This window comes from Sphingomonas sp. PAMC 26621 (genome assembly GCF_000251145.1).
In the GTDB taxonomy this organism is placed as follows: Bacteria; Pseudomonadota; Alphaproteobacteria; order Sphingomonadales; family Sphingomonadaceae; genus Sphingomonas.
Window position 1 is genome coordinate 1 of record NZ_AIDW01000060.1, and the last position, 3,471, is coordinate 3,471.

General features: G+C 59.1%; 3 protein-coding genes and 1 pseudogene. All 4 read left to right on the top strand.

Going from position 1 to position 3,471, the window contains the following annotated elements:
* On the top strand, positions 1-196 hold a 196-nt coding region (locus tag RI03_RS21065; protein WP_010219755.1), incomplete at its 5' end, for a transposase.
* An 86-nt stretch (positions 197-282) separates the two neighbouring features.
* Positions 283-1,318, top strand: a pseudogene (locus RI03_RS21070) (IS110 family transposase).
* A 421-nt stretch (positions 1,319-1,739) separates the two neighbouring features.
* Positions 1,740-2,186, top strand: a complete 447-nt coding sequence (locus RI03_RS21075) for a methyltransferase domain-containing protein (protein WP_010219757.1) — start codon at positions 1,740-1,742, stop codon at positions 2,184-2,186.
* Positions 2,187-2,483: 297 nt separating this feature from the next.
* Positions 2,484-3,251 (top strand): 3'-5' exonuclease, encoded by a 768-nt coding sequence (locus RI03_RS21080; protein WP_026046947.1) that lies wholly within the window; start codon positions 2,484-2,486, stop codon positions 3,249-3,251.
* The last annotated feature ends 220 nt before the right edge of the window (positions 3,252-3,471 follow it).

The following is a 3,471-nucleotide window of genomic DNA, read 5'->3' on the forward strand; positions in this document are numbered from 1 at the left end:
GCCCTGCATTCCGGGCCGAAAATCCCGGATCACCCCCGTCAAATACGACAAGCGCCGCTACCGAAGCCGGAGCCGTATCGAAATTATGTTCGGCCGCCTGAAGGACTGGCGCCGCGTCGCCACTCGCTACGATCGATGCCCGACCGTCTTCTTTTCCGCTATCGCCCTCGCCGCCACCGTCATCTTCTGGCTCTGATCAACGAGATGGGGTGGTTGCCGCCCTCCCGGACGGCATCGCATTATGCCAGGAAGTGCTCAAGCTTAGCGGAGAGGACGGCGACCATGATGAACGAGACGATGATTGGCGTGGATCTGGCAAAGGCTGTCTTTCAGGTTCACGGGGCATCGATGACCGGGGAACCAAGGTTCCGCAAAAAGCTGTCACGCCAAAGCTTCTCCGAGTTCGTTCATGGCCAAGCAGCCTCCCGCTTTGGTCGTGATGGAAGCTTGTGGCAGCGCTCATCACTGGGCTCGAGAGATGATCAGGCTTGGTCATGAGGTGAAGCTGATTGCGCCGCGCTATGTGAAACCGTTCGTAAAGCGACAGAAGAACGATGCTGCCGATGCGGAGGCCATCGTGATCGCGGCTCGGCAGCCCGAAATGCGCTTCGTCGAGCCCAAAGGTGCCGAGCAACAAAGTCGAGCGATCCTGTTTCGCGCTCGCGAACGGCTCGTCCACCAGCGTACCGAGCTCATCAACGCACTCAGGGCAGCCCTTTACGAATACGGCCATGTCGTGCCGCAAGGCATCCGTCAGATCGGACGGATCGAGGAGATCCTTGAGGCGCCACACAGTGACTTGCCTGATCTGATGCGGGACGAATGCCGCGATCTGCTGGAACAGATCGCGGAACAGACGGTCCGTATCAATGCGCGGACGGAAAAGATCAAAGCTCTAGCGGCCGAGGCTGACACCGCCCGTCGCTTGCAAACGATCCCCGGGGTCGGCCCGATGACGGCTCTGGCGGTCGAGGCATTTGCGCCACCGATGGAGAGTTTCAATTGCGGCCGCGCTTTTACAGCCTGGCTAGGCCTTGTTCCGCGCCAGTTCTCCTCAGGCGGCAAAGAGCGGCTCGGTCGCACTTTAAAGGCAGGACAGGCCGATATCCGCCGATTGCTGATTATCGGTGCAATGTCGCGGTTGAACTGGATGGGACGCAAATCCATTCCAGAAGACTCGTGGCTAGCACGAATTACATCGCGGAAGCCGCGGATGCTCGTGGCGATCGCCTTAGCCAACAAAATGGCACGGACGATGTGGGCGATGCTGACGAAAAATGAGGATTATCGAGTTCCGGCACAGGCAGGAGCAGCATAACATTATGCTGCAAATTCTGCTTGAGGCCGGATAAACGGGAGTGTGAGAAGGCGACGACCCGAATGGGCAAAACGATCGAACAGATCTGGATCAGAAAAACCAGTTCAGGACTCAGAGCGCTAAGCTCGCCAAGAGATTTGGATCTGATCCGCGGATCACCATACCGGCCAGCGGCTTCTGAATGCCGTCTCAAAAGGCCTTACAGAAGACCGCACTCGATCACTAACCCACACGGTCAGAAACCTCTTGCATCACGGGCGGCAACCACAGAAGTTCTGACCCTAACAAGCAAGATGCGGGCGATGATCTTGCCTTCTACGCGCCGGCGCGACTGGTCACCCACATCGATGCGGGTGCTATCGCGGCGCTGACCGGCTTCTACCGCGCCGCGCTCCCCGACGGCGGCCGCGTTCTCGATCTGATGTCGAGCTGGATCAGTCATCTGCCCGACGATATCGAGTATGCCGAGATCGTGGGCCACGGCATGAACGCCAACGAGCTCGCCGCCAACCCGCGCCTGGACAGCTGGTTCGTGTGGGATCTCAACCGCGAGGCAACACTGCCCCTCGATGAGGGCACCTTCGATGCTGGGTTGTGCTGCGTCGGTGCTCAATATCTGCAACGGCCTGTAGCGGTGTTCGCCGAAGTCCGCCGCGTGCTGGTCGCCGGCGCGCCGTTCGTGGTCAGCTTCTCGAACCGCTGCTTCCCGATGAAAGCAGTGGCAATCTGGCGCTCGCTCGATACCAACGGTCATGCGGCACTGGTCCGGCTCTACCTGCAGCGTGCCGGCTTCGCTGAGGTTGCATTCGAGGTCTTGGCTGATGGAAGTGCAAGCGACCCGCTAATCGCGGTAATCGGCCGCGCTTGATCGATGATCTTAGCTGTCCGTCTCGACCCATAAGTCGCCGTTTAACGCCCTCCCCGGCATTCCCAATTTCAGACATTCGTTAATCTTAGCCTGACGGTCAATCTACCGGCCACCAAAGCTAGCCTCGAAAAGCCAAAACTGGGACGGAGCTCGTTGGCTAGACACCGAAGGTCAGCTTATCTGAGTGAAACTATTCGGGTCGCTGGCATGAGTCAGAGCGGTGGATCAATCCCCCGCCTATGACATGCGGCCGAAGAACATTGTCGGAACTTCACTCCTGCGATATCCTTTACGGACATGACGACCTCTTTCAATTCCGAGCGTAGGCGCATCCGGGTCATTGATCTGGAGACGGCTGGCTCCAAGTCCCACAGCGTGTGTGAGATTGGTTGGCAAGACGTCGTCCAAGAGATCGATGGTCGCTGGGAGGTCAACGAAGAACGTGGTGCATGGTTCGTCAACCCGGGCGGGCCGATCTCAACACAGACAATGGCCATCCACCATATCGTCGACGCAGACGTAGCAGAAGCGCCATTCTGGAAAGATGTGGCACCGCCGGTCCTGCGACCGACCGGCGGAGTGGTCGCATTGGCTGCGCATCGGGCAACGTTTGAGCAGCGTTTCTGCTCGCCCAGGCTTTCAGGCGGTGCTCGCTGGATTTGCACATGGAAATGCGCGCTTCGTACATGGCCCGACCTTCCCAGTTTCTCCAATCAGGGTTTGCGCTATGAGCGCATGCCGACTGGCCTCGATCGTGCGACGGGCCTTCCAGCGCATCGTGCGATGCCGGATGCCTACGTTACTGCGCATCACTTGCGCGATATGCTGAATGCTTCTTCCCTGGAGCAACTGCTGATGTGGAGCGAGCAGCCCGGCCTTCTGCCGCGCGTCCCCTCTGGCCCGGACCGAAAGCGGCCTTGGGGCGAACTGGGGAACGACGCGCTCGAGGGCTACGCGAGGGATCGTGACATAGATGTCCGCTTCAGCGCAGAAACCGAACAGCGGCGTCGCGGAACCCATAGCGCGATCCCGGCGAAAGCCGACGTCCAGCCCTCACTACTCTGAGATGACGGGGGTTGACCCACAAAGCGACATTCGTCGCCAATGTCAGCTTCCCGAAACCTACCATTAATTCAAGTGGCAGCAGGTCTTGCCGAGATTGTCAACGCCGGTCGGATTCCAGGCCAGCGGGGCGGAGTAAAAGCAGGCCATTGTTGATGCGGTCCTGACGATATGAAGATGGCCCCGATCGGGGCCATCTTCATATCGTTGTCGTCGTCGATCA